The organism is Hydrogenophaga sp. (assembly GCF_028698005.1).
In the GTDB taxonomy this organism is placed as follows: Bacteria; Pseudomonadota; Gammaproteobacteria; order Burkholderiales; family Burkholderiaceae_C; genus Hydrogenophaga.
Window position 1 is genome coordinate 1 of record NZ_JAQVEJ010000036.1, and the last position, 22,224, is coordinate 22,224.

Below are 22,224 nucleotides of genomic sequence, written 5' to 3' on the forward strand. Positions count from 1 at the left end.
CCAATTGCGACGCGACGATGATCGCCCTGCGGGCGGCGCAGTTGGGCATCGAGCTGAGCTCGTTGGAAGTGACCGTGGACAGCGAATCGGACACGCGCGGCATGCTCGACGGCGCCGGCGACGTTCCGGCCGGGCCGCTGGGCATGCGGATCAGGGTCAGGATCGGCGCCGCAGGGGTGCCGGCGCAGCAACTGCAAGAGCTGGTGCATTGGGCCGAGATGCATTCCCCCGTGGGCGACGCGCTGCGGCGGGCCGTGCCGGTCACGGCCGAGATCGTGGCCGACGCATAGCCGGTGCTGGCCGCCGGGGCCGGCCGACCTTATGATGGATCCGGTCCGTGCCGCCAGGGCGCGGTATGCAGGACGACTCAGGGAGCATCCACATGATCATCACCACCACACCCAGCATCGAAGGCCGCCGCATCGTGCGCTACCTCGGCGTGAAGACCGGCGAGGCGATTCTGGGCGCCAACGTGTTCAAGGACCTGTTCGCGGGCATCCGCGACATCGTGGGCGGGCGTTCGGCCACCTACGAGAAGGAGTTGCAACGCGCGCGCGACATCGCGCTCAGGGAGCTGGAGGAACGCGCGCAGGCGGCCGGGGCCAATGCCGTGGTGGGCGTGGACCTCGATTACGAGGTGCTGGGGCAGGGCAACGGCATGCTGATGGTGTCGGCCAGCGGCACCGCCGTGGTGGTGGAGTGAGCAGCCTGACGCTGACTGCTCAGCGCCAGCGCGAGCGCCAGGCCCGGTAGATCTGGTGGGCCAGCGCCTCGCTTTCGGGCTGGTGGCGCGCAGTGATGGCGCGCGTGGTCTCGGGCGGCTGCGCGGTGGGGATGCCCTCGCGCACGGCGGCCGGGTAGACCGTGCCGGGGTCGTTGAGCCAGGCGTCGATCTTCCCGGGGTCGATCTCGATGTGGAACTGCATCGCCAGGTGCGGGCCGATGGCGAAGGCCTGGTGCGTGCAGGCCGGCGAGCTGGCCAGCACCTCGGCGCCCGGGGGCAGGGTGGTGACGCCGTCGTAGTGCCACTGGAACACCGGCACGGTGCGGCCGGCGGCGTCGCCGAACCAGGCGCGGGCGGCGTCGGACGCGAGGACGTCGATGGTCCACCAGCCGACCTCGGGCAGGGGCAGGCGCTCGACGCGGCCGCCGAAGGCGCGCGCCATGAGCTGGCCGCCCAGGCAGTGCCCGATGACCGGGATGCCGAGCGTATCCGCCTCGCGGATCAGCGCCTCGACCTGGCGCAGCGAGGGGCGTTCGTCGTTGGCGCTCCATTCGCCGCCCAGCACGGCGACGCCCCGGTAGCCTGCCACCGACCCGGGGTAGGCCTGACCGGCCTCGGCGCAGAACACGTCCCAGCGTATCTGTTCCCGGTCCAGCCATTGACCGAGGAAACCGGGGTGATCTTCGAGGGTGTGCTGCAGGACAAGGACTTCGGCGTTCATGGGCAGCGATGATAGGGCGTGGCCGGCCACGCCCATGAGGTCCATGGCGTCAGAACTTGCCATGCCGCCCTGCGCCGCCGGCAAAGCGCGTCGCCCCCTCCAGCGCGTCCGGAATGCGGCGCTTGCCGCGCTGCCATTCCTGCTGCAGCGCCTCGCCCAGCGGCAGGTTCCATTGCGTGCAGGCGCTTTCGCGGTCGGCCAGCAGGGTGGCCTGGGGGAAGGCGGCCAACTGCCGCGCCAGCGCGATGGCGGCTTCGCGGGCGCCACTCCTGGGCACGACGCGGTTGGCCAGGCCCATGCGCAGGGCCTCGTCGGCCTCGACCTTGCGGCCGGTGAGGATCAGATCCATGGCGTGACCCATGCCGATCAGGCGCGGCAGGCGCACGGTGCCGCCGTCGATGAGCGGAACGCCGAAGCGACGGCAGAAGACACCAAAGTAGGCGTCCTCCTCCATCACGCGCATGTCGCACCACAGGGCCAGCTCCATGCCGCCGGCCACCGCCGCGCCGCTGACGGCCGCGATCACCGGCTTGGCCAGTTGCAGCCGTGTCGGGCCCATGGGGCCGATGGGGTGGGTGTCGGTGGGTTCGAAGTCGAGCTGCCAGAGGGCGGCGGCCTGGCCGCTGGCCTGCACGCGGGCGCCGAACTGCAGGTCCCAGCCGGCGCAGAAATGGCCGTGGGCGCCGTGGAACACGGCGATGCGGGCATCGGGGTCATTCTCGAAATCGAGGAAGGCGGCGTGCAGCGCCTGCGCGGTGGGTGTATCGACGGCGTTGCGCACGTCCGGGCGGTCGAGGGTGATGACCCGGATGTCGTCGAGGTGTTCGATGCGGACGGTTGGCATGGTGCGGTGGGAAGATCCGGGTGGGGGAGGATCAGGACACGATGTACGCGCCCGAGCCGACGGACAGGAGCTTGCCGTCGGCACCGCAGAATGCCATGCGGGTCGAGGCCACGCGCGAGCCCAGGCGCAGGACTTCGGCACTGAGTTCGAAGTGCTCGCCGATGCCGGGGCGCAGGTAGTCGATGCGCAGGTCGATGGTGCCGAGCTTGGCGAAGCGCTGCAGGCGGTGTTCGGGCGGCGTGTCCATGTGGCGCGCGCCGATGGCGGCCATGCAGGCCAGTCCACCCATGGCATCGAGCGCGGCGCTGATGACACCGCCGTGCAGGCGGTTCTGGCTGAAGGTGCCCACCAGGTGCGGTTGCATGTCGATGCGACCGGTCACCCGATCGGGCCGCAGCTCGGTGATGTGCAGGCCCAGGATCCGGTTGAACGGTATCTTCTCTTCGAAGATGGCTTTCAGGCCGTTGACGAACGCGGGCTCGAAGGCCTCGGGGAGGGCGGTGTGCTTGCTCATGATGGGGGCTTGAGAAAGAGCTGGAGAGCGATGTCGGCCAGTTCGTCGAGCGAGTAGCCGCCCTGGCCGACGCGTGCCGGGTCGTACCACTGTGCCGACCAGTTCAGGGCACCGAACAGCAGCAGGCGCGCCACCCCCGGATCGCCGGCCATCTCGCCGCTGGCGTGCAGGGCGTGCAGCACGGGCGCCCACACGAGCTCGTACACATCCTTGAGGCGGGTGACCTCGCTGCGCTGCGCGTCCGACAGCGAGCGCCATTCGTAGAGCATGACCGGAATGAAGTCGCTCTCGGGCCCCAGCAGCAGATCGAACTGGTTGCGCACCAGTACGCGCAGGCACTCGCGCGCCGACAGGGTGCGCCCCTGGGCCCGGGCGGCGGCCGATGCCGCGTCCATCGCGGCCTGCTGGCGTACCAGGGCGCGCTCCATGCCCTCCTGCATCACGGCCGCCAGCAGGGCGACCTTGTTCTCGAAGTGGTAGAAGGGCGAACCGGAGCGCATGCCGGCGGCAGCCGCGATGTCGCGCGTGCTCGTGGCGGCAAAGCCCTTGAGCCGGAACAGCCGGGCAGCGGCGCGCAGCAGGTCCTGGCGCCGGTTGCCGTCGTCGCGCTCATCGGCGGTCTTGCGTGGCCGGCCGCGCCCGCGCCGGCCCGGCGAAGGCGGGGTGGCGTCGGGTGTGTCGGCGGCGGGGCTCATGAACGACACCATAGCAGTCGTTCTTATTTATAGCAAGCAGGTGCTCTGTGAAAATGCGGGAACGGTGGCCGGCTGAGTGGCGCCGGCGTTTCCTGGCGGCGTGCCCGTTGTTCTGATTATCTGAATTTTCGGGATGAAATATCATTTCAACTCTCGTTTTATGGGAGTTAAATTGGTGTTAAGGTCACCCACCTGAAAACCTGTTTCACTCACTCCCGTCAACTGGAGACCTTGATGAAAAAACTGCTCTCGCTGCTCGCCGTGGTCCTGACCCTGGGCCTGGGCACCGCGCATTTCGACGCCGAGGCCAAGCGCATCGGCGGTGGCCGTTCGCTGGGCATGCAGCGGCAGGCCACACCGCCGGCCAAGGCGCCCACCGCCACCCCCGCCACCCCGGCGCAGGGTGCAGCCGGAGCGGCCGGCGCCGCCCCCAAGCGCAACTGGATGGGCCCCGTCGCCGGCCTGGCCGCCGGCCTGGGTCTGGCCGCGCTCGCCTCGCACCTGGGGCTGGGTGAAGGCTTTGCCAACATCCTCATGATCGGCCTGCTGGTCATGGCCGCCATTTTCGTGTTCCGTCTGCTCACGCGTGGCAAGGCCGCGCCGCAGTCCGGCATGAACTACGCGGGAGCGGGCGCGGGCCAGCAGGGCAACAACGCCTTGCGCATGCCCACGCCGCCTGTCAGCGGCAGCGCGCCCGCCGGCGGCTCGATGATCGGCAGCGCGATCGGCGCCGGCCAGCCGCAGCAGGCCAGCATCCCGGCCGACTTCGACGTCGCCGGCTTCGTGCGCAACGCCAAGGTGAACTACATCCGTCTGCAGGCATCGTATGACGCCGGCAACCTCGACGACATCCGCGAGTTCACCTCGCCCGAGGTGTTCGCCGAGATCCAGATGGACCTGCGCGAGCGCGCGGGTGCCACCCAGCGCACCGAGGTCGAGCAGCTCGACGCCCAGGTGCTGGAAGTGGTGGAAGAGGCTGGCCGCTACATCGTCAGCGTGCACTTCACCGGCACGGTGCGCGAAGATGGCACGCAAGACCGCATCGACGAAATCTGGCACCTGACCAAGCCCCGCCAGGGCAACGGCGGCTGGGTGCTGGCCGGCATCCAGCAGGCCTGAACGAACGGAGGGTTCCTCCCGGTACCGCCGTTCAGCGGTCCAGGGGGGCGTTCCGGTCCCGCACGGCCAGGCTTTGCGTGGCGTGCCCGACGAGGCCGGCCTCGTCGAAGATCTGTGACGTGACGAGCCCGCAGCCGTTGGGCGCCAGCCAGGTGCGGGCATCGACGCAGACCCACTCGCCAGTCGGCCGGCGCAGCAGGTTCAGCGTGAGGTCGGCATTGACGAAGCTGTAGTGCCGGATGTCGAGGATGGCCGAGATGCCGTTGCCGGAATCCGCGGCCACCGCCACGCGCTGGTAGCCGCTGGGCGTTTCGCCCTCGACCAGGGGCGCCCGCAGGCGGAACCAGACCGCCGAGGGACCCTGGAACATCCGGCCACGGGCGGCGCGGTTTTCCACCAGATCGGCGTACCCTGTCGTGCCATGACCGAAGGGCATGCGCGCCGCCGGGCTGGCGTCCGGCGTTTCGGGGGCCAGCGGCAATGGATGGCCGGCCAGCCTGTCCGGCAGGTTCGTGGTGGCTTCGCGTTGCACCAGGGCCGTGAAGCGCGCGAGCTCCTTGCCGCCACCCCGGATGCGGGCCGAGTAGTGCGCCGCGTTGCGGCCCGCGTAGTCGGCTTCCACCTCGACGGTGATCCGGCCGATGGGCAGGGGCCGCAGCAGATTGCAGGTGAGGCGGCCGATGTGCGTCAGGCCCTGCCCGGCGGCCACGGCCTCGATGGCGCGGCACACCATGGCAATGGGCGGGCCGGCGTGCTGGTGGTTCGGATCCCACGGGCCGCGCGTGAGCGCGGTGGCTTCGATCTCGTGCTGTGAATGGGCGATGTAGGCGGCACGGGGCGGGGTGGCGGACATCATGGGAGCGGGGGACCGGATGGATGGGGGGTGATCAGGGCACCACCATACCGCACACACCTGTGCCCGGGTGCCGGGCCTGAAACGGCGACAATACCCGCATGGATGTTCTGCTGGGTCTGGTGCTGGGAATGGTGGCGGTGACGGTGCTCACGCGCTCGGAGGCGCGTCGGCGCATTGCGCTGCTGGGGGGCTTCCTGCGCAAGTACCAGTTGGAAAAACACATGACGCAGCTCACCGACGGCTACCTGCGTGCCGCTGGCGAGGCGGATCCCGAACGGGCCGGACCGATCTGGCGCAACCAGGAGGCCACCGAGGCGGTGCTGCAGGCCGAGCTCGACGGCCTGGCCGACGACCTCAAGGACGTCTGGGGCGAGCGCCTGCGCGTGAGCCGCTGGCCCGTGGGCCTGCCCCTGGCCACGCGCCTGTTTCCGCAGGCCAGCTTCGACTTCCGGGCGCTGGTGCAACTGCACGCCCAGGGGCTGGCGCGGGCGCTGCGCAACGATGACGGGCTCAGCCTCAAGGACCGCGCCTTCCGCGCCACCGCCGAGCTGCTGCTGTTCCAGCACAGTTGCCACTGGTTCTGCCGCTCGCGCACCGTGGCCTCGGCCCGGTTGCTGGCGCTGCACCAGACGGCGCATGAACAGGTTCTGGCCAGCGTGTCGCCCGCCACGCGCGAAGGGTACCGGGCATTGACCGGGGTGTGACAGCCGGCCCATCGGGTCTCAGCGGTTGAGCACGGCGTCGCCCTGCCGCGCGACGGCGCCCGAGGCTTCCAGCTCGTCGAGCAGGCCCTGGAGCCAGTGCGCCTGCGCCGCGTCGTCGGTGGCGTGCGCCGCCATCTGGCTGGCCAGATAAGGTGTTTGCCGGACCCAGGCGAGCAGGGCATCGAAACCGATGCGCTGCCATTCGAGCAGGCGGTACTTGACCAGGACCTTGGCCGCGTAGCGCAGGTGCCGCTCGGGGTGGTTCCGGAACTGCGCCAGGCGGCTGCGCGCGCGGGCGATGGCGGGCGCGATGTCGGTGAACACCGATCCGTGGCCCGGGATGACCATGGCCGGCCGCAGGGATTCGATGATGTCGATGGTGCGGCCCACGTCGTCGAAGGCGTCCGTCCCCTCCAGTTCGGGGAAGACCACGCCAAACCCGTTCTGCCAGAGGGCGTCGGCGGAGATGAGGACGCGGTGATCGGGCTGGAACAGGATGATCGAATGGGGATCGTGGCCGGGCGCCGCATGGATCTGCCAGTGCCAGTCGCCCAGTTGCAGTTCGGTGCCCGGGAGCAGGCGCCGCTCGGCACGGAAGCGGGGGCATTCCTGGCCGGTGGGCGTGTAGGTCAGGGCAACCGGGTCCCATTCCCGGACGGCCTCCCATTGCCCCGGGGGAATGGCGGTGCGGCAGACCGGGAAGTGGGCCTGGAGCACGGCGTTGCCGCCGCAGTGGTCGCTGTGCAGGTGGGTGTTGACGATCAGGTCCAGGGGGCGTCCGTGCAGCGCGCGCTGCACCAGACCGAGGGTCTGTGGCGCATGGCTGCCGTAGCCGGTGTCGACCACCGCGGCCGGGCCGTTGCCGGTGATGACGCAGTTGTTGGCCGACAGCCAGCCGCGCTCGAGCAGGGTCAGGCCCAGGGCGTCGAGCGTGGCGCGCACGGAGGGGGTGCTGTCGCTCATGCGCCGGGCCGCAGCGCGCGGCGCAGGATCTTGCCGACGTTGGTCTTGGGCAGTTCGTCGCGGAATTCGATGACCTTGGGGCGCTTGTAGCCGGTCAGGTGGTCGTGGCAGTAGCGGGCCACGTCTTCCTCGCTCAGCGACGGGTCGCTGCGCACGACGAACAGCTTGACGGCCTCGCCCTGGTGCGGGTCGGGGATGCCGACGGCGGCGCATTCGAGCACCCCGGGGCACAGCGAGACGACGTTCTCCAGCTCGGTCGGGAAGACGTTGAAGCCGGAGACGAGGATCATGTCCTTCTTGCGGTCCACGATGCGGGTGAAGCCTTGCGCGTCCATGATGCCCACGTCGCCGGTGCGCATGAAGCCGTCGGCGGTGAAGACGGCGGCGGTCTCTTGCGGCTGGTTGTGGTAGCCGGCCATGACGTTCGGGCCGCGGATGCAGATCTCGCCGGTCTCGCCCAGTGGCAGGGAGACCCCCTCTTCGTCCTTGATGGCGATGTCGATGCCGGGCAGCGGCAGGCCGATGGTGCCGCTGAATTCGGTGGCGGTGACGGGGTTGTTGGTGCCGATGGCACAGGTTTCGCTCATGCCCCAGCCCTCGACCATGGGGCATCCGGTGACGGCCAGCCATTGCCGGGCGGTGCCTTCGGAGGCGGCCATGCCGCCGGCCTGGCTGAGCACCAGCGAGGAGAAGTCGACCTGGCGGAAGCGCGGGTGCTGCAGCAGGGCGTTGAACAGGGTGTTGACGGCCGGCAGCAGATGGAACGGCCGCTGCCGGAGCGTGTCGACAAAACGGTCGACGTCGCGCGGGTTGGGGACGAGCGTCATGTGCGCGCCCCAGCGGATGGTCAGCAGGCCCAGCGTCAGCGCGAAGATGTGGTACAGGGGCAGCGCCGTGATGGCGTTGATCTTGCGGAGGTCGCCGGCCTTGGCGACGGCCGGCGAGAACCAGGCCTCGGCCTGGAGGATGGCCGCAACGATGTTGCGGTGCGTGAGGATGGCGCCCTTGGACAGGCCGGTGGTGCCGCCCGTGTACTGCAGGAAGGCCACCGACCGGCCGTCGGTCTGCGCCGGACGCAGGCGCAGGCGCTCACCCTCGGCCAGCGCGGTGCGGAAATCGACGATGGTGCGCCGGCCCTGCGGGCCCTGCAGCGCCAGCTTGTAGGCGGGCACCATCTTGGCCAGGTGCCGCACGGCGAAGGTGATCCAGCGGCCGTACCAGAAGCCCAGCAGATCGCCCATGCTGGCCAGCACGACGTGCTGCACGTCGGTGTGGTCGATGACCTCGGACAGGGTGGCGGCGAAGTTCTCCAGCACGATGATGGCTTCGGCGCCCGAGTCCCTGAGCTGGTGCTCGAGCTCGCGCGCGGTGTACAGCGGGTTGACGTTGACCACCGTGTAGCCGGCGCGCAGCACCGCCGCCATGGCCACCAGGAACTGCGGGATGTTGGGCAGCATGATGGCCACGCGCGCACCCGGCGCCAGCCCGCGTGCCTGCAGCCAGGCACCGATGGCGGCGCTGTGCTGATCCAGATCGCCGTAGCTCATCCACCGCTCCATGCACACGGCCACGGGCTCCCGGGCATGGCGCCGGAAGGATTCTTCCAGCAGTGCGCCGAGGTTGGGGTAGCGATCGGGATCGATCTCGTGGGGAACGCCTTCGGGGTAGTGCGGTAGCCAGGGACGGTTCATGTCGATCAGGGGCAATGGTGTGCCCTCATTGTGTCCGCAGCGGGCTGCTCCGGCCCCCCGGAGCAGCCCTAGGTCGTGTCACCCAGGGCTCAGGCGTTCGCGACGTTTCCGGGCCGCCCCGGCGCCGCCCTGCCTTGTGCGATAGTCCGGCCATGGGCGACTCTGTGGGTGACGGGCGCCGGCACACGCCGGTGCATTCGGTGCTGGCGCGCGGTCAGCGATGCCTGCTGGCCGGGTGGCTGGCCGCGCTGCTGGCGTGCCTGGCCTGGGTGGGCACCGGCGTGGCCACGCCATGGGCCTGGTGCGCGGTGCTGTGGCTGCTGGGCGCTCACCCGCTGGTGCTGGGCGTGGAGTTGCTGTGCGCCCGCCTGGTCCATGGCGATGACCCCGCGCCGCGGCCGGCCTGGCGCGAGCTGGCGCGGGCCTGGTGGATCGAATGGGGCTGGTCCTTGCGGGTGTTTGCCTGGCAGCAGCCCTGGCGCTGGCGCCGGCTGCCCGATGGCCAGGCACCGGTGCCCGGGCGGCGCGCGGTGGTGCTGGTGCACGGCTTCCTCGGCAACCGGGGTTTCTGGCTGCCCTGGCTGGAGCGGCTGTCGGCCCGGGGCGTGCCCTATGTGACGCTGAATCTGGAGCCGGTGTTCGGTTCGATCGATGCCTATGTGCCGCAGATCGAGGCGGCGGTGCGGCGCGCCGAGGCACTGACCGGCGAGCGCCCCCTGCTGGTGGGCCACAGCATGGGCGGGCTGGCCATCCGCGCCTGGATGGCGGCCTCCGCCGGGGCGGCCGCGCGCGTGGCGCATGTGGTGACGATCGGCAGCCCGCATGGTGGTACCTGGCTGGCGCGCTGGAGCCGGACGCCCAATGGCCGCCAGATGCGGCGTCAGGGGGATTGGCTGGTGGCGCTGGGCGAGCGGGAGCGCCGGCTGCGCCCCGATGGGCCCTACGCCGGCTTCACCTGCTGGTACGCCAATACCGACAACGTCGTGTTCCCGGCGTCCACGGCCACGTTGCCGGGCGCCGACAACCGGCTGCTGCGCGGTCGTCCCCACATCGGCCTGGCGTTTGCCCCGGCGGTGTGGGCGGACGTGATGGCCTGGCTGTCGGCGCCGGGCCGCGGCGGGTGATCAGGCCGGTGTCTTGAGCACGCCGCGGCGCATCTGGTCGAGCTCCATGGTCTCGAACAGGGCCTTGAAATTGCCCTCGCCAAAGCCCTGGTTGCCCTTGCGCTGGATGAACTCGAAAAAGATCGGGCCGAGCTGGTTCTCGCTGAAGATCTGCAGCAGCAGTTCGCCCGGCTGGCCATCGACGAGGATATGGCGCTGCTTCAAGGCCTCGAGGTCTTCACCGTGGTCGGGGATGCGCCGGGGCAGCAGCTCGTAGTAGGTCTCGCTGGTGGTCAGCAGCTTGACGCCCGCCAGTTGCAGGGCATCGACCGCATCGTAGAGGTTGGTGGCGGCCAGGGCGATGTGCTGGATACCCTCGCCGTGGTAGCGGTCGAGGTACTCCTGGATCTGGCCGGCCTGGTCGTTGCCCTCCTCGTTGATGGGGATGCGGATCTTGCCGCAGGGGCTGGTCATGGCCTTGCTCTTGACACCCGTGGCCTGCCCCTCGATGTCGAAGTAGCGCACTTCGCGGAAGTTGAAGATGCGCTCGTAAAAGCCCGACCACTCGGCCATGCGGCCACGGTGCACGTTGTGCGTGAGGTGGTCGATGACCGTCAGGCCGTGGCCGACGGGGTTGAGCTCGGCGCCCGGCAGCGGGTAGAAGTCGACGTCGTAGAAACCGATGTTGCCGATGTCGCCCGCCTGGGCACCGTTCTTGCCACGCCAGCGGTCGATGAAGTAGATGATCGAGTCGCCGATGCCCTTGATGGCGGGAATGTTGAGCTCGCCCGGAGCGGCCTGGCCGGCATAGCCCCAGGCACCCAGCGAGATGGCGCGTTCGTAGGCGGCCTTGGCGTCCTGCACACGGAAGGCGATGGCGCACACGCTGGGGCCATGCAGGCGGGCGAAGCGCTGGGCGAAGCTGTCCGGTTCGGCGTTGATGATGAAATTGATCTCGCCCTGGCGGTACAGCGTGACGTTCTTGTGGCGGTGGCGGGCGATGGCCTTGAAGCCCATGCGCTCGAACAACTGGCCCATGGCGGCGGGATCGGGGGCGGCGTACTCGATGAACTCGAAGCCGTCGGTGCCCATGGGGTTGTCCCAGGTCTGGAAGGCCGGTGCGATGGTGCTCATGAAGGTCTCCTGGCGTGGCTGTCGGTGTGTGGCGCCCGCCGCTGCCGGGCGGGCGAATGCCTGGCACGACTGTATCGGCGCAGCATGTCACGATTGCTGCGTTTGGGGGCGCGCCGTTGGTCTTGTTTGCAACAAACATGCAAAATCACGACCATGCAAACACTGGACAAGCTGGATCGGCACATCCTGCGCAGCCTTCAGGCGAACGGGCGGGTGACCTACGACCACATCGCCGACGAGGTGGGTCTGTCGCCCAGCGCGGTGCTGCGGCGGGTTCGGCGGCTCGAGGAAGCCGGCGTGATCGACCGCTACGTGGCGCTGGTCAAGCCGGCGGCGGTGGGGCTGGGTCTGACGGCCTACGTCAATGTCCGGCTGGAAAAGCACAGCGGCGCGGCCAAGCGCAATCCCATGGACGAGTTCCGGGCCGGCGTGACGGCCTGGCCCGAGGTGGTCGAGTGCGTCGCGCTGACCGGCGAGATGGACTACCTGCTGCGCCTGGTGGTCGCGGACATGGCGGCCTATTCGCGTTTCATGATGGATACTCTGCTGCGGCACCCCAGTGTGCAGGACTGCAAGACCAGCTTCGTCATGGACACGGTCAAGAGCACGACGGTGCTGCCCGTGTGAAGATCGGGTGCCCCCCGGGGCGGATCGGCTTCTGCCGGACGGCAGTTGGAAAATTACGGGTTAACCCTTATATTTGGGGGATGTTCGATCTCATGCGGTGGCTCAGATCCTTGATTCCGGCCCGCGATCCGGGGGCATCTCCGGTGCGCGAGCCCGATACGGTCACGCCCGAGCCGTCCACGGGCGCGACGGTGGTGCCGATCCGCTCCATGGGGCCGGGCCACTTGCGGCGCATCGAATGCCATTTGCTGGCGCTGGACGAACATGACCGCTACCTGCGTTTTGGCTACCCGGCGACCGACGAGCAGGTCCGCCGGTATGTGGCCGGCCTGAACTTCGACCGCGACGAACTGTTCGGCATCTTCAACCGGCGGCTCGAGTTGATCGCGATGGCGCACCTGGCGTTCTCGGTCGATCCCTCCTGCAGCAGTTGCGCCGAGTTTGGCGTGTCGGTGCTCAAGTCGGCGCGCGGTCGGGGCTACGGCAGCCGCCTGTTCGACCGTGCCGTCATGCATGCGCGCAACGAAGGGGTGAAGATGCTGTTCATCCACGCGTTGAGCGAGAACACCGCCATGCTCAGGATCGCGTACAACGCGGGAGCCAAGGTCCAGCGCGACGGGGCCGAGAGCGAGGCGCATCTGCTGCTGCCGCCGGCCGATTTCGATTCGCGCGTGACCGAAATGCTCGACGAGCAACTGGCCGTGACCGATTACCACCTCAAGGCCCAGGCGCACCAGTTCTGGCAGGCGCTGACGCTGGTGCAGGAGATCCGCCAGGGCGTGCGCGAGTCGCGCGAGCGCGTTCGGGGCTGAGCCCCCACGCTGCGCCGCTGGCCCGGAGGGGCGGGTATGCGGTATCCTTTGCCGCTGTCTCAACCAAGTTTTTCCCTCAGTGTCCGATAACCCTCCCAGTACGGGGCCGCAGCGCAGCCTGCGGCATGAAGACAAGCGCGGTTTTTTCCAGAAGCTGGCCGAGTTCATCCACCCAGGCCCGGATTCGCGTGCCGAGCTGATCGAAACGCTCGCCGAGGCCGAAGACAACGACATCATCAACGCCGAATCGCGGGTGATGCTCGAAGGCGTGATCCGGATCGCCGACATGACGGCCGGCGAGGTGATGGTGGCAGCGCCCAGGATGGACATCCTGCGCATCGACGCCCCCTATGAGGAGTTGCTGAACACCATCATCAACACGGCGCATTCGCGCTTTCCGGTGTACGAGGGCGAGCGCGAGAACATCATCGGCATCCTGCTGGCCAAGGACCTGCTCAAGCTGCAGCGCTCGCCGACGCTGAACATCCGGGCCCTGCTGCGCCCGGCGACCTTCGTGCCCGAGAGCAAGGGGCTGAACGATCTGCTGCGGGAGTTTCGTGGCAACCGCAACCACCTGGCCATCGTGATCGACGAGTTCGGTCGCGTGGCGGGGCTGATCACGATCGAGGACGTGCTGGAAGAGATCGTCGGCGAGATCGAGGACGAATTCGACGAGGACGAGGACGAGGGTGACATCTTCGCCCTGGCCGACAGCACCTGGCGCGTGAGCGGCGACACGCCGATCGAGCGGATCAACGAGTCGTTCGGCCTGGATCTGCCCGAGGACGATTTCGACACCATCGGCGGCCTGATTGCCCACACCATGGGCCACGTGCCCAAGCGCGGCGAGCAGCACGACATCGCGCATCTGCGCTTTGTGGTGCTGCACACCAAGGGCGGCGCCGTCAAGTGGTTCAAGGTCATGCCGGTGTCGGCGGCCGACGGCGCATGAGATGCGCAGCCTGTTCGGCCATCTGCACGCACCGTCGGGGTTTTCGCTCCTGAGCGGACAGGGCCTCGGCGCACGGGCCGCGGGCCGCGGCGGCGGGTGGGGGTGGCTGTGCCTGTGCCTGCTGGCCGGGTGGCTGCAGGCGGCATCGCTGGCCTGGCCGCTGAAGGCCTGGGCCCCACCGGGCTTGGCGCCGGGCGAGCCCAGCGGGCTGTTGCAGATCGCCTCGCTGGCGGTGCTGGCGCTGTCGCTGCGGCATGCGCGACACGCACGCCAGGGCGCCTGGCGCGCGTGGACCTTTGCGCTGGCCTGGCTGGCCGGGTCCTTCTGGTGGCTGTTCGTCTCGATGCACGTGTACGGCGGGCTGGCCGCACCGCTGGCGGTGCTGGCGGTGCTGGCGCTGGCGGCCTTTCTGGCCTTGTACTACGCGCTGGCGGCCTGGCTGGTGTGCTCGCTGGCACCGCGCTCTCCCCTGGGGCAGATGATCGTGTTCGCTGCCGCGTGGACCTTGGCCGAGCTGATGCGCGGCCGCTGGCTGACGGGTTTCCCCTGGGGCGCGGGCGGCTATGCCCAGGTGGACCTGATGGCGTCGCTGGCGCCGTGGCTGGGCGTTTACGGCATGGGCGCCGTGGCGGCGTTCGTGGCCTGTGGTCTGGCGGTGCTGCCGGCGCTGCCCGGGAACCGGCGGTTGCATCGGCGCGTGCCGGCGGGCCCGAAGGCGTTCGCGACCGCTCGTGCCTGGCGTCAGCCGGTGCTGTGGCTGCTGCTGATGGGCGGCGTGTTGCTGGCCATCCGGGCGCCGTCGGTGGCGGCGCTGCACACGCGCCCCGCCGGGGCGTTGTCGGTCTGGCTGCTGCAGGGCAACGTGCCGCAGGACGAGAAATTCGTGCCGGGCAAGGGCGTGGCGCTGGCGCTGGACTGGTACCCGGCACAGTTCGCCCAGGCGGTGGGCGCGCAGGCGCGCGCGCCGGACCTGGTGGTCGCGCCCGAGACGGCACTGCCCCTGCTGCCGGAACAACTGGGGCCCGATTTCTGGGAGCCGCTGCTCGACGCCATCGACGGCCAGGGCCAGGGGCGCACCGCGGTGCTGCTCGGCGTGCCGCTGGGTTCCTACGAGGCCGGGTACACCAATTCGGCCTGGGGCATTCGTCCCGCGGACGTGCGCGGCCGCGATGGCCTGTTCCCCGCGGGGCGCTTCTACCGCTACGACAAGCACCACCTGGTGCCGTTCGGCGAGTTCATCCCGCCCTTCCTGCGCTGGTTCACCGACCTGATGCACATTCCCCTGGGCGACTTCGGTCGCGGGGCACTGGTGCAGAGACCCTGGTCCCTGATGGGGCAGCGCGTGGCGGCCAACATCTGCTACGAGGACCTGTTTGGCGAGGAGCTGGCGGCTGCCTTCGCCGATGCCGGGCAGGCGCCGACCGTGCTGGTGAACCTGAGCAACATCGGCTGGTTCGGCGACACCGTGGCCATCGACCAGCACCTGCACATCTCGCGCCTGCGGGCGATGGAGCTGGGGCGGCCCATGCTGCGTGCCACGAACACGGGCGCGACGGCGGTGATCGACCACCGTGGCCAGGTGGTGGCGGCGCTGCCGCGGCTGACGCGTGGGCATCTGGTGGCCGAGGCCGAGGGGCGCGAGGGGCTGACGCCGTATGCGCGCTGGGCCTCGCGCGCGGGCCTGTGGCCGGTGTGGGGGGCGTGCCTGGCGGTGCTGCTGATCGCCTGGGCCGTTCGACGGGGCCGCGCCCGGCCGTAAAATCCAAGGTTTGGCTGGTCTGTGTGGCCCGCCAGCCTCCTCCATTTCCTCCGTGCCGGCCCGCGTGGCCGGTTCGCTCGCCATGTTGACCTTCCAGCAAATCATTCTGAAACTCCAGTCCTACTGGGACGCCCAGGGCTGTGCGCTGCTGCAGCCGTACGACATGGAGGTCGGCGCCGGCACCAGCCACACCGCCACCTTCCTGCGTGCCATCGGCCCGGAGCCCTGGAAGGCCGCCTATGTGCAGCCCAGCCGCCGGCCCAAGGATGGCCGCTATGGCGAAAACCCGAACCGCCTGCAGCACTACTACCAGTTCCAGGTGGTGCTCAAGCCGGCGCCGGCCAACATCCTGGAGCTGTACCTGGGCTCGCTGGAGGCGCTGGGCTTCGATCTGAAGAAGAACGACATCCGCTTCGTCGAGGACGACTGGGAGAACCCGACGCTGGGTGCCTGGGGCCTGGGCTGGGAGGTCTGGCTCAACGGCATGGAGGTGACGCAGTTCACCTACTTCCAGCAGGTCGGCGGCATCGACTGCCGGCCCGCCACGGGCGAGATCACCTACGGCCTGGAGCGCCTGGCGATGTACCTGCAGGGGGTGGAGAACGTGTACGACCTGACGTGGACCGAAGGGCCGGACGGGACGAAGCTGAGCTATGGTGACGTCTACCACCAGAACGAGGTGGAGCAGTCCACCTACAACTTCGAGCATTCGGATGCCGATTTCCTGTTTGTCGCCTTCGGCGCGCATGAAAAGCAGGCCAGGCACCTGATGGAGCAGCAGCTGGCGCTGCCGGCCTACGAGCAGGTGCTCAAGGCGGCGCACACCTTCAACCTGCTGGATGCACGGGGTGCGATCAGTGTGACCGAGCGGGCCGCCTACATTGGCCGCATCCGCAACCTGGCGCGTGCCGTGGCGCAGAGCTACTACGACAGCCGCGAGCGCCTGGGCTTCCCGATGGCACCGCGCGAGTGGGTGGCCCGGATGGACAAGAAGGCCGCCTGAACGGACGGGGCACCGCACGAAGCCAAGACACTGGATGCCCGCCTGCGCGGGCACGACGGAAACACCATGACCAACAAGAACCTCCTCGTCGAACTGTTCGTGGAAGAGCTGCCGCCCAAGGCGCTCCGGAAACTGGGCGATGCCTTTGCCGGCGTGCTGGCCGAGCAGCTCAAGGCCCAGGGCCTGGCACCGGCCGACGCCGTGGTGACGGCCTATGCCTCGCCGCGCCGCCTGGCCGCACACGTCGCTGGTGTGGCGGCGCGCGCCGCCGACAAGGCGGTGTCGCAGAAACTGATGCCGGTGAGCGTGGGGCTGGACGCGCAGGGCCAGCCCACGCCGGCGTTGCTCAAGCGCCTGGCCGGGCTGGGGGCCGACGCCTCGGCGGTGGCCGGTCTCCGGCGCGCGCCGGATGGCAAGGCCGAGGCGCTGTTTTTCGACAGCGTGCAAGCCGGTGTCGAACTGGCGGCGGGCCTGCAGAAGGCGCTCGACGAGGCGATCGCGAAGCTGCCGATTCCCAAGGTCATGACCTACCAGCTCGAGACCGACTGCGAACTGCCGGGCTGGAGCAGCGTCAAGTTCGTGCGCCCGGCGCACGGACTGGTGGCGCTGCACGGCGCCGATGTGGTGCCGGTCAAGGCGCTGGGGCTGAGCGCCGGCCGGGATACGCACGGCCACCGCTTCGAGGCGGCGACCGATCCGGTGCGCATCGCCGATGCCGATGCCTATGCGGCCACGCTGGCGCGCGATGGCGCGGTGATCGCGTCGTTCGACGAGCGCAAGGCCGAGATCGCGCGCCAGCTCGCGGCGGCGGCGGACCGGGTGGGCGGCGGCTGCCGTCCAATCGAGGACGAGGCGCTGCTCGATGAGGTGACGGCGCTGGTCGAGCGCCCCAACGTGCTGGTCTGCCAGTTCGAGGAGGAGTTCCTGGCGGTGCCGCAGGAGTGCCTGATCCTGACGATGAAGGCCAACCAGAAATACTTCCCGCTGCTGGATGCGCAGGGCCGTCTGACGAACAAGTTCCTGGTGGTCAGCAACATCGCGCCACAGGATGCGAGTGCCGTCGTCCAGGGCAACGAGCGCGTGGTGCGGCCGCGCCTGGCCGATGCCAAGTTCTTCTTTGACCAGGACCGCAAGAAGACGCTGGAAAGCCGCGTCGAGGGCCTGTCCAAGGTCGTGTACCACAACAAGCTGGGTTCGCAGGGCGAGCGCGTGGAGCGCGTGCGCGCCATCGCGCGCGCCATCGGCCAGCAACTGGGCGGCGACGTGCTGGCGCACAGTGCCGACACCGCGGCGTGCCTGGCCAAGACCGACCTGCTGACCGACATGGTGGGCGAGTTCCCCGAGCTGCAGGGCATCATGGGCGGCTACTACGCGCGCCACGACGGCCTGAGCGAGGACATCGCCTTCGCGATCGAGGATCACTACAAGCCGCGCTTCGCCGGTGACGAGCTGCCGCGCTCGCCCACCGGTCTGGTGGTGGCGCTGGCCGACAAGCTGGAGACGCTGGTGGGCATGTTCGGCATCGGCAACCTGCCGACCGGGGACAAGGACCCGTTCGCGCTGCGCCGCCATGCGCTGGGCGTGATCCGGATGCTGGTCGAGAAGGACCTGCCGCTGGAGCTGACCGCCCTGCTGTCGGTGGCCGTGCCGGCCTTCGGCGACAAGATCAGCGATGCCACACCGGCCCTGGCCGAGTTCATCTACGACCGCCTCGCCGGCAGCCTGCGCGAGCAGGGTGCCAGCGCGCAGGAGGTCGATGCCGTGCTGGCCCTGCGTCCGCAGCGCCTGGCCGACGTGGCCCAGCGCCTGCAGGCCGTGCGCGCGTTCGCCGCGCTGCCCGAGGCACCGGCGCTGGCGGCAGCCAACAAGCGCATCGGCAACATTCTCAAGAAGTCCGAAGGCGAGGGCGCTGCCGTCAACACGGCGCTGTTCGTGGAAGCCGCCGAGAAGGACCTCCATGCCGCGATGCAGGCGATCGTGCCGTCGGCGGACGCGAAGTTCGCGGCCGGTGACTACACGGGCAGCCTGCAGGCGCTGGCCGCCCTGCGCGGGCCGGTCGATGCGTTCTTCGACGGTGTGATGGTCAACGCGGACGACGCGGCGCTCAAGGCCAACCGGCTGGGCCTGCTGCAGTCGCTGCACGAGGCCATGAACCGCGTGGCCGACCTCTCGCGGCTGGCCGCATGAAACTGCTGATCCTCGACCGCGACGGCACGCTCAACCGGCGTCGCGAAGACCATGTGGCATCGCCCGACGAGTGGGAGGCCTTGCCCGGTGCGCTGGAGGCGGTGGCGCGGCTGAACCAGGATGGCTGGAAGGTGGTGCTGGCCACCAACCAGTCGGGCATCGGCCGGGGGCTGTTTGACATGGCCGCGCTCAACGCCATTCACGCCAAGATGAACCGCCAACTGGCCGCCGCGGGCGGCCGGCTCGAGGCGGTTTTTTTCTGCCCGCACGCGCCGGGGGACGGCTGCGATTGCCGCAAGCCCCGTCCCGGCCTGTTCCTCCAGATCGGGCAGCGTTTCGGGGTGCCCCTGGCCGGCGTGCAGGCGGCCGGCAGTGCGCTGCGCCACGTGCACGCCGCCATGGCCGCGGGTTGCCAGGCACACCTGCTGTTCGCCGGCACCGCCGAGCAGCTGCGCGAACAGCAGGGCGGCAGTGACGGTGTGCCGGCGGGTGTCCGCGTCCATGCCGACCTGGCGGCCTATGCCGACTGGCTGCTGGCGAATGCCACGGATCTGACCACCACCGCTCCCTCCCCTTGAGGTATCCGCGATCATGAATTTCCTGCGTTCCATCCTGCACATGCTGTTCATGGCGATCACGGTCGTGCCCTGGGCCACTGCCGTGTTGCTGGCGGCGCCCTTCCTGAACAGCCGGCAGGTGTACTGGATGTGTGCCGGCTGGTTGCGGCTGGCGGTGCGCAGTGGCGAATGGATCCTGGGCATCCGCAACCACGTGATCGGCTACGAAAACCTGCCGGTGGGCAGCAAGGATCCGGCGATCCTGCTGGTCAAGCACCAGTCGACCTGGGAGACCTTCTGCATGCCGGCGCTGATGCCGCATCCGCTGGCCTATGTGTTCAAGAAGGAGTTGCTGTACGTGCCCTTCTTCGGCTGGGCGATGAGCCGGATGGACATGATCCACATCGACCGCAGCAAGCGCAACCAGGCCTTCAACAAGGTGGTGGAGCAGGGGCAGCGCCTGCTGGACCAGGGCACCTGGGTCATCATGTTCCCCGAGGGCACGCGCATCGACCGTGGCCGCAAGGGCCAGTACAAGACCGGTGGCACCCGCCTGGCGGTGGCCACGGGTGCGCCGGTGATTCCCATCGCGGTGACCTCGGCCAAGTGCTGGCCGCGCAAGGCGCTGATCAAGCGACCGGGCACGGTCGAGTTCTCCATCGGCAAGCCGATCCCGAGCGTGGGGCGCGATGCCGACGAGCTGATGCGCGAAGTCGAAACCTGGATCGAGACCGAGATGCGGCGCCTGGACCCGGAGGCCTACGCGCCGGCCGGCAAGGTCTGAGCGACCCGCCCATGTCGCGTTTCGTGCAACTGGCGTTCGACTTCCTGGCCGGCGCCGGTCGCGAAGCGCCGCCGCCGGCACCGACCGTACCGCTGTCGCCCGTGACCCCGGCGCCCGCGGCCGAACCCCTGAACCAGGTGGTCCAGCCGGGCACCTGGCAGCACCCGCAGGCCAACCGGCTGATCCGCTTGCACGACTGCGACGTGGCCTATGCGTTCAAGCGCGGCAAGCGCCGCACCATCGGTCTGTCGGTGTCACCCGAGGGGCTGACGGTGAGCGCTCCACGCTGGACGCCGGTGGGCGAGGTCGAGGCCCTGCTGCGCGACAAGGCCGACTGGGTGATGGGCAAGCTGCACCAGGCCCGCACCCGGGCGCAGGAGCTGGCGCGGGCCAAGGTCATCTGGGCCGACGGCGTGTGCTTCGACTTCCTGGGGGCACCGGCCCGTCTGGTGCTGGACCCGGCGCACGCGCGCGCCACCGCCGGCGGCACGCTGGAGGCGGCCGGCGCCGATGGCGTGGCCGTGCTGAGGCTCGGACTGCCGCATGGAGCGGCGCATGCGCGCATCCAGGACGCCGCCCAGGCCTGGCTGATGCGGCAGGCGCAGGGCAACTTCACGCAGCGGCTCGACCACTTTGCGCCGCTGCTGGCGGTGCGCTACACACGGTTGCGCCTGTCCAGTGCCGGCACCCGCTGGGGCAGCGCCAGCGTCGACGGCAGCATCCGCCTGAACTGGCGCCTGATCCACCTGCGCCAGGACCTGATCGACTACGTGGTCGTGCACGAGTTGAGCCATCTGCGGCACATGGACCACAGCCCGCAGTTCTGGGCCGTGGTGGCCAGCGTGCTGCCCGACCACGCCGAGCGGCGCCTGGCGCTGAGGCGGGCGGCGGTGCCGCTGGGGACCTGAGCCTGGCGCTCAGCCGAAGCGCCAGACGCCGTCGGCGCCGCGCTCGCGCCGCAGGCGGCCGTCGAACCACAGGCGATGCAGGTGGGCGACCGATTCGCCCATGGCGAAGGTGGTCTGGTGCAGGTCGAGCGGGCGCTTGAACAGCACCGGGATCAGCTCGAAGGCGCTGAGCGGCCGTTCGCGGCAGGCCGCCAGGGTTTCTTCCAGATGCTGTGCATGGTGCACCTGCAACTGCCGGATGCGCTCGTGCAGACCGGTGAAGGGCCTGCCGTGCGAAGGCAGCACCAGCGTCTCGGGCGGCAATGGCAGGTAACGCTCGAGCGAGGTCAGGAACAGGTGCAGCGGGTCGCTTTCCGGTTCGCTGTCGTAGACGCTGACGTTGGTGCTGATGCGCGGCAGCACCATGTCGCCGCTGATCAGTACCCGCAGTTCGTCGCAGGCCAGGGCCATGTGCTCCGGGGCGTGGCCGTAGCCGGCGATGCAGCGCCAGGTGCGATCACCGATGACCAGGGCCATGCCGTCCAGCAGACGGCGGAAGCCTGGCGGCACCGAGGGCACGAGGCTGGGGTAGTAGCTGGAGCGGGCGCCGATCTGTTCGAGAGACCGGGCATCGGTCAGGCCGTGTGCGCGGAAGAAGGCCGCCGCGCTTTCGCCGCCGAAACCGGTCGGGCCCTGGATGCCGATGCGCGCGAGGTAGTAGTCGGTGGCGCTGATCCACAGGTGGCAGGTGTGGTCGGGCGTGCTCCAGCGCTGGCACAGCCAGTGCGCCAGGCCGATGTGGTCCGGGTGCATGTGCGTGACGATCACACGCAGCACGGGCAGGCCCTCCAGTTCATGCGCGAAGACGGCTTCCCATTGCGCGCGCGACTCGTCGCGCGCGATGCAGGTGTCGACCACCGTCCAGCCCTCGCGGCCATCCAGTCGATCGCGCAGCAGCCACAGGTTGATGTGGTCGAGCGCGAATGGCAGCACCATGCGGATCCACTTGATGCCGGGCGCCACCTCGATGGCGTGGCCGGGTTCGGGCAGGGCCTGGCCCAGCGGGTAGTGCAGGCGGGCTTCGAGTTCGTCGCGGGTGGGGTGGGGGCTCATTCGATGGGTTCCGGTAAACTGGCTGACGTTGACGTAAACGTCATATGCGAGGCATTCTACGGAGTGCCCCGCGGACCGGCTGTCCGGCCGCTGACAACCCCGCATCGATCATGGCCACCCAACCGACCTACACCATCAGTGACCTGGCGCGCGAGTTCGACCTGACCACGCGGGCGATCCGCTTCTACGAGGACATGGGCCTGCTGCAGCCCGCACGCAGCGGGCCCGGGGGGCGCAACCGGGTCTACAGCACGCGCGATCGCACGCGCCTGAAGCTGACCCTGCGGGCCAAGCGCCTGGGGCTGAGCCTGACCGAGGCCAAGGAAATCATCGACATGTACGACAGCCCGCGCGACACCGGGCCGCAACTGCGCAAGTTCCTCACGGTGCTGGCCGGCCACAAGCGCCAGCTGGAGGAACAACTGGCCGACCTCATGGCGAACCTGGACGAGGTCAAGGCGCACGAGAAGGAGGC

The 22,224-nt window shown here is 69.4% G+C and carries 24 protein-coding genes; 15 read left to right on the forward strand and 9 right to left on the reverse strand.

The window, feature by feature from the left end; all coding sequences use genetic code 11:
• Positions 1-290 (forward strand): OsmC family protein (locus PHQ87_RS05810; protein WP_300232013.1); only part of this gene is annotated, 290 nt, incomplete at its 5' end.
• A 92-nt stretch (positions 291-382) separates the two neighbouring features.
• Entirely contained in the window at positions 383-703 is a 321-nt protein-coding gene (locus tag PHQ87_RS05815; protein WP_300232014.1) for a heavy metal-binding domain-containing protein, read from the forward strand.
• Between the two features lie 19 nt (positions 704-722).
• Here the strand turns inward: PHQ87_RS05815 and PHQ87_RS05820 are convergent, their stop codons facing one another.
• From PHQ87_RS05820 to PHQ87_RS05835, 4 genes are read right to left on the reverse strand one after another with little or no spacing between them, the layout of a single operon-like run.
• A complete protein-coding gene (locus PHQ87_RS05820) occupies positions 723-1,508 on the reverse strand; it encodes a type 1 glutamine amidotransferase (RefSeq protein WP_300232015.1) in 786 nt (261 codons plus the stop codon).
• Positions 1,495-2,289 (reverse strand): crotonase/enoyl-CoA hydratase family protein, encoded by a 795-nt coding sequence (locus tag PHQ87_RS05825; RefSeq protein ID WP_300232016.1) that lies wholly within the window; start codon positions 2,287-2,289, stop codon positions 1,495-1,497. The genes PHQ87_RS05820 and PHQ87_RS05825 overlap by 14 nt, the downstream gene beginning before the upstream one ends.
• 31 nt (positions 2,290-2,320) lie before the next feature.
• Complete coding sequence (locus PHQ87_RS05830; RefSeq protein ID WP_300232017.1) at positions 2,321-2,803, reverse strand: thioesterase family protein; 483 nt, start codon at positions 2,801-2,803, stop codon at positions 2,321-2,323.
• The gene (locus PHQ87_RS05835) at positions 2,800-3,498 is read right to left on the reverse strand and encodes a TetR/AcrR family transcriptional regulator (RefSeq protein WP_300232018.1); all 699 of its coding nucleotides are present in this window, start codon (positions 3,496-3,498) and stop codon (positions 2,800-2,802) included. Before PHQ87_RS05835 ends, PHQ87_RS05830 begins: the two co-directional genes overlap by 4 nt.
• A gap of 234 nt (positions 3,499-3,732) precedes the next feature.
• On the opposite strand from PHQ87_RS05835, the gene PHQ87_RS05840 reads away from it, so the two are divergent.
• Positions 3,733-4,617, forward strand: a complete 885-nt coding sequence (locus PHQ87_RS05840) for a Tim44-like domain-containing protein (RefSeq protein WP_300232019.1) — start codon at positions 3,733-3,735, stop codon at positions 4,615-4,617.
• Between the two features lie 31 nt (positions 4,618-4,648).
• Here the strand turns inward: PHQ87_RS05840 and PHQ87_RS05845 are convergent, their stop codons facing one another.
• Positions 4,649-5,473 carry a thioesterase family protein gene (locus PHQ87_RS05845; protein ID WP_300232020.1) on the reverse strand — a complete coding sequence of 275 codons (825 nt, stop codon included), beginning with the start codon at positions 5,471-5,473 and terminating at the stop codon, positions 4,649-4,651.
• A gap of 98 nt (positions 5,474-5,571) precedes the next feature.
• On the opposite strand from PHQ87_RS05845, the gene PHQ87_RS05850 reads away from it, so the two are divergent.
• Positions 5,572-6,177: a hypothetical protein gene (locus PHQ87_RS05850; RefSeq protein WP_300232021.1), complete on the forward strand. Its 606-nt coding sequence runs from the start codon at positions 5,572-5,574 to the stop codon at positions 6,175-6,177.
• A gap of 18 nt (positions 6,178-6,195) precedes the next feature.
• Here PHQ87_RS05850 and PHQ87_RS05855 read toward each other — a convergent pair whose 3' ends face one another.
• Both PHQ87_RS05855 and PHQ87_RS05860 read right to left on the reverse strand, forming a co-directional pair.
• Positions 6,196-7,140, reverse strand: a complete 945-nt coding sequence (locus tag PHQ87_RS05855) for an MBL fold metallo-hydrolase (RefSeq protein ID WP_300232022.1) — start codon at positions 7,138-7,140, stop codon at positions 6,196-6,198.
• Positions 7,137-8,831 (reverse strand): AMP-binding protein, encoded by a 1,695-nt coding sequence (locus tag PHQ87_RS05860; RefSeq protein WP_300232023.1) that lies wholly within the window; start codon positions 8,829-8,831, stop codon positions 7,137-7,139. Before PHQ87_RS05860 ends, PHQ87_RS05855 begins: the two co-directional genes overlap by 4 nt.
• 152 nt (positions 8,832-8,983) lie before the next feature.
• On the opposite strand from PHQ87_RS05860, the gene PHQ87_RS05865 reads away from it, so the two are divergent.
• Positions 8,984-9,955, forward strand: coding sequence for an alpha/beta fold hydrolase (locus tag PHQ87_RS05865; RefSeq protein ID WP_300232024.1), 972 nt, complete (start codon positions 8,984-8,986; stop codon positions 9,953-9,955).
• On the opposite strand, the gene hppD is transcribed toward PHQ87_RS05865, so the two are convergent.
• On the reverse strand, positions 9,956-11,068 hold the full coding sequence (hppD, locus tag PHQ87_RS05870) for a 4-hydroxyphenylpyruvate dioxygenase (protein ID WP_300232025.1): 1,113 nt from the start codon (positions 11,066-11,068) through the stop codon (positions 9,956-9,958).
• A gap of 153 nt (positions 11,069-11,221) precedes the next feature.
• Between hppD and PHQ87_RS05875 the strand changes: the two genes are divergently transcribed.
• From PHQ87_RS05875 to PHQ87_RS05915, 9 genes are all read left to right on the forward strand, one after another.
• Positions 11,222-11,695, forward strand: coding sequence for an Lrp/AsnC family transcriptional regulator (locus PHQ87_RS05875; RefSeq protein WP_300232026.1), 474 nt, complete (start codon positions 11,222-11,224; stop codon positions 11,693-11,695).
• A gap of 209 nt (positions 11,696-11,904) precedes the next feature.
• Complete coding sequence (locus PHQ87_RS05880; protein WP_300232039.1) at positions 11,905-12,507, forward strand: GNAT family N-acetyltransferase; 603 nt, start codon at positions 11,905-11,907, stop codon at positions 12,505-12,507.
• A gap of 79 nt (positions 12,508-12,586) precedes the next feature.
• Entirely contained in the window at positions 12,587-13,459 is an 873-nt protein-coding gene (locus tag PHQ87_RS05885; RefSeq protein ID WP_300232027.1) for a transporter associated domain-containing protein, read from the forward strand.
• A 1-nt stretch (position 13,460) separates the two neighbouring features.
• Positions 13,461-15,218, forward strand: a complete 1,758-nt coding sequence (gene lnt / locus PHQ87_RS05890) for an apolipoprotein N-acyltransferase (protein WP_300232028.1) — start codon at positions 13,461-13,463, stop codon at positions 15,216-15,218.
• 82 nt (positions 15,219-15,300) lie between these two features.
• Entirely contained in the window at positions 15,301-16,221 is a 921-nt protein-coding gene (glyQ, locus tag PHQ87_RS05895; protein ID WP_300232041.1) for a glycine--tRNA ligase subunit alpha, read from the forward strand.
• Positions 16,222-16,287: 66 nt separating this feature from the next.
• Positions 16,288-18,408, forward strand: coding sequence for a glycine--tRNA ligase subunit beta (glyS, locus tag PHQ87_RS05900; RefSeq protein WP_300232029.1), 2,121 nt, complete (start codon positions 16,288-16,290; stop codon positions 18,406-18,408).
• A complete protein-coding gene (gene gmhB / locus PHQ87_RS05905) occupies positions 18,405-18,986 on the forward strand; it encodes a D-glycero-beta-D-manno-heptose 1,7-bisphosphate 7-phosphatase (RefSeq protein WP_300232030.1) in 582 nt (193 codons plus the stop codon). The genes glyS and gmhB overlap by 4 nt, the downstream gene beginning before the upstream one ends.
• Positions 18,987-18,999: 13 nt before the next feature.
• On the forward strand, positions 19,000-19,749 hold the full coding sequence (locus PHQ87_RS05910; protein WP_300232031.1) for a lysophospholipid acyltransferase family protein: 750 nt from the start codon (positions 19,000-19,002) through the stop codon (positions 19,747-19,749).
• 11 nt (positions 19,750-19,760) lie between these two features.
• A complete protein-coding gene (locus PHQ87_RS05915) occupies positions 19,761-20,657 on the forward strand; it encodes a SprT family zinc-dependent metalloprotease (protein ID WP_300232033.1) in 897 nt (298 codons plus the stop codon).
• 9 nt (positions 20,658-20,666) lie between these two features.
• On the opposite strand, the gene PHQ87_RS05920 is transcribed toward PHQ87_RS05915, so the two are convergent.
• Positions 20,667-21,749 carry an MBL fold metallo-hydrolase gene (locus tag PHQ87_RS05920; RefSeq protein WP_300232035.1) on the reverse strand — a complete coding sequence of 361 codons (1,083 nt, stop codon included), beginning with the start codon at positions 21,747-21,749 and terminating at the stop codon, positions 20,667-20,669.
• A 110-nt stretch (positions 21,750-21,859) separates the two neighbouring features.
• On the opposite strand from PHQ87_RS05920, the gene PHQ87_RS05925 reads away from it, so the two are divergent.
• Positions 21,860-22,224: MerR family DNA-binding transcriptional regulator (locus PHQ87_RS05925; RefSeq protein ID WP_300232037.1), on the forward strand; the 365-nt coding region annotated here is incomplete at its 3' end.

What these genes read in the sequence shown, in the direction of transcription:
- PHQ87_RS05815 (WP_300232014.1), top strand. Translation starts at nt 383, where the DNA reads ATGATCATCACCACCACACCCAGCATCGAAGGCCGCCGCATCGTGCGC.
- PHQ87_RS05820 (WP_300232015.1), bottom strand. Translation starts at nt 1,508, where the DNA reads ATGGCAAGTTCTGACGCCATGGACCTCATGGGCGTGGCCGGCCACGCC.
- PHQ87_RS05825 (WP_300232016.1), bottom strand. Translation starts at nt 2,289, where the DNA reads ATGCCAACCGTCCGCATCGAACACCTCGACGACATCCGGGTCATCACC.
- PHQ87_RS05830 (WP_300232017.1), bottom strand. Translation starts at nt 2,803, where the DNA reads ATGAGCAAGCACACCGCCCTCCCCGAGGCCTTCGAGCCCGCGTTCGTC.
- PHQ87_RS05835 (WP_300232018.1), bottom strand. Translation starts at nt 3,498, where the DNA reads ATGAGCCCCGCCGCCGACACACCCGACGCCACCCCGCCTTCGCCGGGC.
- PHQ87_RS05840 (WP_300232019.1), top strand. Translation starts at nt 3,733, where the DNA reads ATGAAAAAACTGCTCTCGCTGCTCGCCGTGGTCCTGACCCTGGGCCTG.
- PHQ87_RS05845 (WP_300232020.1), bottom strand. Translation starts at nt 5,473, where the DNA reads ATGATGTCCGCCACCCCGCCCCGTGCCGCCTACATCGCCCATTCACAG.
- PHQ87_RS05850 (WP_300232021.1), top strand. Translation starts at nt 5,572, where the DNA reads ATGGATGTTCTGCTGGGTCTGGTGCTGGGAATGGTGGCGGTGACGGTG.
- PHQ87_RS05855 (WP_300232022.1), bottom strand. Translation starts at nt 7,140, where the DNA reads ATGAGCGACAGCACCCCCTCCGTGCGCGCCACGCTCGACGCCCTGGGC.
- PHQ87_RS05860 (WP_300232023.1), bottom strand. Translation starts at nt 8,831, where the DNA reads ATGAACCGTCCCTGGCTACCGCACTACCCCGAAGGCGTTCCCCACGAG.
- PHQ87_RS05865 (WP_300232024.1), top strand. Translation starts at nt 8,984, where the DNA reads ATGGGCGACTCTGTGGGTGACGGGCGCCGGCACACGCCGGTGCATTCG.
- hppD (WP_300232025.1), bottom strand. Translation starts at nt 11,068, where the DNA reads ATGAGCACCATCGCACCGGCCTTCCAGACCTGGGACAACCCCATGGGC.
- PHQ87_RS05875 (WP_300232026.1), top strand. Translation starts at nt 11,222, where the DNA reads ATGCAAACACTGGACAAGCTGGATCGGCACATCCTGCGCAGCCTTCAG.
- PHQ87_RS05880 (WP_300232039.1), top strand. Translation starts at nt 11,905, where the DNA reads ATGGGGCCGGGCCACTTGCGGCGCATCGAATGCCATTTGCTGGCGCTG.
- lnt (WP_300232028.1), top strand. Translation starts at nt 13,461, where the DNA reads ATGCGCAGCCTGTTCGGCCATCTGCACGCACCGTCGGGGTTTTCGCTC.
- glyQ (WP_300232041.1), top strand. Translation starts at nt 15,301, where the DNA reads ATGTTGACCTTCCAGCAAATCATTCTGAAACTCCAGTCCTACTGGGAC.
- glyS (WP_300232029.1), top strand. Translation starts at nt 16,288, where the DNA reads ATGACCAACAAGAACCTCCTCGTCGAACTGTTCGTGGAAGAGCTGCCG.
- gmhB (WP_300232030.1), top strand. Translation starts at nt 18,405, where the DNA reads ATGAAACTGCTGATCCTCGACCGCGACGGCACGCTCAACCGGCGTCGC.
- PHQ87_RS05910 (WP_300232031.1), top strand. Translation starts at nt 19,000, where the DNA reads ATGAATTTCCTGCGTTCCATCCTGCACATGCTGTTCATGGCGATCACG.
- PHQ87_RS05915 (WP_300232033.1), top strand. Translation starts at nt 19,761, where the DNA reads ATGTCGCGTTTCGTGCAACTGGCGTTCGACTTCCTGGCCGGCGCCGGT.
- PHQ87_RS05920 (WP_300232035.1), bottom strand. Translation starts at nt 21,749, where the DNA reads ATGAGCCCCCACCCCACCCGCGACGAACTCGAAGCCCGCCTGCACTAC.